Raw genomic sequence first — 4,414 nt, forward strand, 5'->3', positions numbered from 1 at the left:
GTCTGGGATTTGCACTCTGGTGAAGTAAAGTTTACTCTCGGCGGTCATGGTGACTCGGTGAATGCAGTCGCCGTCACCCCGGATAGCAAGTACGTGATTTCTGGTTCGCGTGACTCTACACTCAAGGTCTGGGATTTGCACTCTGGTGAAGTAAAGTTTACTCTCGGCGGTCATGGTGACTCGGTGAATGCAGTCGCCGTCACCCCGGATGGCAAGTACGTGATTTCTGGTTCGCGTGACTCTACACTCAAAGCCTGGGATTTGCATTCTAGGAAAGAAATCGCCAGTTTCACAGGGGAAAGTGAAATCAAATGCTGCGCCGTTGCCCCAGATAGCGTAACAATTGTAGCAGGTCAAGCATCCGGACGCTTGCATTTCCTCCGCTTGGAAGGCATCGAGGCGTAACCATGAACACCCCACCTTCCCAAGCCCCCATCAATACCGCCTCCTATCCAACCCAATTTCAACAAGTCATTCTCGAAAAAAGCCAAAATTTTAGCGATCGCCCTTTTGTCTTCACCGCCATCAGCGAATTTCTCCACCGTCACAAGCGGGGTTACTTCACCATTGTTGGTGTACCCGGTAGCGGTAAAAGTGCTATCCTCGCCAAGTATGCGACGAAAAACAGTAATGTTGTTTATTACAATGCCCAAGTTGAGGGCAAAAATCGGGCTGAGGAATTTCTCAAAACAGTTTGCATCTACCTTGTAGAGACGTTTCATGAAACGTCTCTACAGCCAATACCTGACAACGCCACAGAGGGAAGTTGGTTTCTTTCGCTGCTACTCCAGAAAATTAGCGATCGCCTAGAACCCCATCAACGCCTGATAATTGCTATTGATGCCTTAGACGCGATTGACCGTACAGTCCAACCCCCAGGTACAAATCTGTTTTATCTTCCCAGATATCTGCCGGATGGGGTCTATTTTATTCTCACACGCCGTCCTTTCAAAAGAGAAAAATCTGGTTTGTTGATTGAAGCACCATCGCAAATTCTTGATTTATCGGAATATCCAGAACAAAATCGGGAAGATGTGCAAGCATACATTCGGCAGTACCTCACCCCCAGCCCCTCTCCGCAAGCAGAGAGGGGAGTAGAAAGTGGGGATAGTTCACATATACGTGAGGAAGAATTGATTGCACGCCTCACTACGGAAAGCGAAAATAATTTTATGTATCTGCACCATATTTTGAATGCCATTGCTGAGGGTTTTTACTCCGCACCCTACGAATTTGATAGAATCCCCCCAGGTTTAAAAGCATATTACCAGCAGCATTGGCAGAAGATAAAAGGTGAGGGTTTGTCTGATGTTGCGTTGCAAGTGCTTGGTGTGCTGACTTCTGCGGAAACCGGAGGAATGTCAGCAAAAGCGATTACCCAAATAATTCATGAAGATGAATATGATGTGGCGGAAATTCTAGAAAATTGGCTTGAGTTCCTACAGCAGGGCGTCGGCAAAGAAACCACTTACAGCTTATATCATTCCAACTTTCGGGTTTGGCTGGCTAAACAAATTAGTAACCCGTAATGATTTACAGATTAGGAATTATCGCGCTTCTCACTTCGTTGAAATATACAAAGGAACCTCACCCCGGCTTTGGCTAACGCCAAAACCTCCCCTCCCCTTAGCAAGGGGAGGGGTAAGGGGTGGGGTTAAAGTGTACTGCATCCAAATGAAAACTGTTATATCGAGTAGTAGGATGGGAAGCGCGATCGCCTTTGGCGGGGCTTAGCCCATCGCGTAACCCATGCTGTTTAAGGAATTGATGCGTTACGGCTGCGCCTAACACATCCTACGTTTCATTATGTCCGCTTACTTAATAGATATTTAGAACCAGAGATGGACACAGATGGACACAGATAACTAACTAGTGTTAATCGGTGTGCATCTGTGGTTTGATTTTCCAAAAGATTGAGTTTTGAAGAGATTTAACCAATCAAACCAGATAACGAAACTCAAAACAAGTGTACTATAAAAAACTAAGAGCCTACTGTGTAGATTGCATCCAAAAATAAGGTGCTATGCCTAAACGCCTTCTAGTGGTCGAATCCCCCGGTAAAGTCAAAAAGCTCAGTCAAATTCTGGGTTCGGAGTGGATTGTTCGTGCTAGTTGCGGTCACATTCGAGAACTCAGCGATGAAGGTGAGGATTCGCTGGGTTTTACCCTGGATGGCAGTAGTGTACAATGTCGCTATGTACCCCGCAACCAGCAAGCAAAGGAAACGATCGCTCAACTTAAGGCTGCGGTTCGGCAAGTCAAGGAAGTTGTCTTAGCGACTGATCCAGATCGGGAAGGAGAAACGATCGCTTGGCATCTTAAGGAAGCTTTGGGTTTGAAGCAACCGAAACGAGTCGTCTACACTGAGATTACTGAGTCTGCGGTTAAAAGTGCGATCGCCAATCCTAGACAACTTGACCTCAATCTGGTAGGAGCAGGATTGTGCCGCGACTGTCTTGACAAACTCGTCGGTTACAAGGGAAGCCCGCTTGTTTGGGCGTTGAATAATGGCGCGAAGAGTGTCGGACGCGTTCAAAGTGCGACGCTGCACCTGATTTGCCAGCGCGAGAGGGAAATTGCGTCTTTTGTCCCCCAAGATTATTGGAGTGTCTGGGTTGATTATGCTGAAGGATTCCGCGCTTTCTACAAAGGTAAGGTGGATACGCCGTCAGAAGCACCACAGGAAGCTGAAGTTCATGATGACGCGGCAGTTAACAGCACAGAAGTCACCGAATCTACTCGCGTTCTTTCGGAAGCAGAAGCAACACGCTTAGTTGAGGAAGCGAAACGCTATCCTCACCAAGTTGTCCAATACGAGGGGAAAATCGCCAACCGCCAACCACCTCCACCGTTTATCACTTCTACTCTTCAGCAAGCTGCTGGTTCGAGGTTGAAATTTGCTCCTGAAAAAACCATGCAGGTGGCTCAAAAGTTGTATGAGGCGGGGTTAATTACATATATGCGCACAGATTCAGTTATGCTGAGTCCAGAGTTCTGCGCGAGTGCCCGCAAGTGGTTAGAGCAGAATGATCCGCAGAATGTACCGCCTTCTGTTGCCAAACATCGTAGCAATAAAACGGCTCAGGAAGCTCATGAAGCAATCCGACCAACGGATGTGTTTCGTCCTTCAACTGAATTGCGAGTACAACTTTCTGCGGACGAGTTTAACTTGTATGTCTTGATTTGGAAACGGGCGATCGCCTCCCAATGTCGCCCAGCCCAACTCCGGAAAACTCTCGTCATCACTCAGTCTGGTCAAATTCTTTGGCAAGCCAGAGGACAAGTCATAGAGTTTTACGGTTATGCCCGGTACTGGTCGAACCTCAGCAAGGATACAATCCTACCAAACTTGCAACAAGGGCAAATGCTGACTTTGGAGAATGCAGGTCACGAGAAGAAAAAGACCCAGCCGCCACCCCGCTACAGCGAACCAAAACTGGTACAACTGATGGAGCGTAAAGGCATTGGTCGTCCTAGTACTTATTCTCCCACAATTGCGACGCTTAAGAAACGAAGTTATGTCCAGCTGACAAAAGAAAATCTACAGCCGACAACTTTAGGGCTAGAAGTTGATGCTTTTTTACAGAAGGCATTACCAGATTTGTTGCAAACAGAATTTACGGCAAAGATGGAAGATGCCTTAGACGCAATTGCTTCAGGGAAACAGCCTTGGCAGCACTACCTGACAAATTGGAACCAGAATTATTTTGCACCAGCTTTGGCAAAAGCAAAAACTGTCGTTGTCAACTCAGTTGTCAGTTCATCAAATGGGGCGAAAGTATCTCCTGTAGCTGAACGCAAATATCAGACTTCCAGAACTCGTTGCCCTGAGTGTAAGAATTACTTAGCGAAAATTCCCAGCAATAAAGTTACAAAGAAATACTTTCTCAAATGTCTTAGTGGGTGTGAAGATACCGTCCTGTTTTGGAGCGATCGCACTAAGACTTGGGAAGCACCTCGTTCTCAAGCAGCCAAATCAGGAAATTCCGCGAAGCCTCCAGTCAAGGTAACGACATATTTTTGTCCTGTGTGTAAGAAACCTCTGGAAGAGTACAGTTATACGAAAGACGGACAGAGTAAGAAAATGCTTCGCTGTTCCGATTCTAAGTCCCGAAATGACCAGAAACATAAGGATGTCGCTTATTTTACCACTGCAAAAGGGTGGTGGAGTCCCAAGTTTGGGGAGTTGAAGTGTTAACCCACTACCTGTTATTAATAATAAAGTAAATTTTAAATAGGGGCAATGAAAAGCAGAAAGAGCTTTTAGCATGCGTCAAACAATGCACTTATTGAAACAGGCATCCCTGCTTACTCGCCTCATCTCCAGTAACCTTTCTGTTGAAGATTTATAGCGCAACTTAATTGAATGAAGTAATTATTTATCTGTGTCCATCTGTGTCCATCTGTGGTTCAT

General features: G+C 46.2%; 3 protein-coding genes. All 3 read left to right on the forward strand.

All coding sequences use genetic code 11. The features are described 5' to 3' along the window. Nucleotides 1-405, forward strand: a 405-nt coding sequence (locus tag AACT52_RS10330; protein WP_443216703.1) for a WD40 repeat domain-containing protein, incomplete at its 5' end; no start/stop codon positions are given. Nucleotides 406-407: 2 nt separating this feature from the next. Beyond that, the gene (locus tag AACT52_RS10335; RefSeq protein ID WP_073636615.1) at nt 408-1,529 is read left to right on the forward strand and encodes an ATP-binding protein; all 1,122 of its coding nucleotides are present in this window, start codon (nt 408-410) and stop codon (nt 1,527-1,529) included. Between the two features lie 494 nt (nt 1,530-2,023). Further along, nucleotides 2,024-4,198 carry a type I DNA topoisomerase gene (gene topA / locus AACT52_RS10340; protein WP_073636616.1) on the forward strand — a complete coding sequence of 725 codons (2,175 nt, stop codon included), beginning with the start codon at nt 2,024-2,026 and terminating at the stop codon, nt 4,196-4,198. Nucleotides 4,199-4,414: the final 216 nt, after the last annotated feature.

The organism is Scytonema sp. HK-05 (assembly GCF_963872035.1).
In the GTDB taxonomy this organism is placed as follows: domain Bacteria; phylum Cyanobacteriota; class Cyanobacteriia; order Cyanobacteriales; family Nostocaceae; genus Kalymmatonema.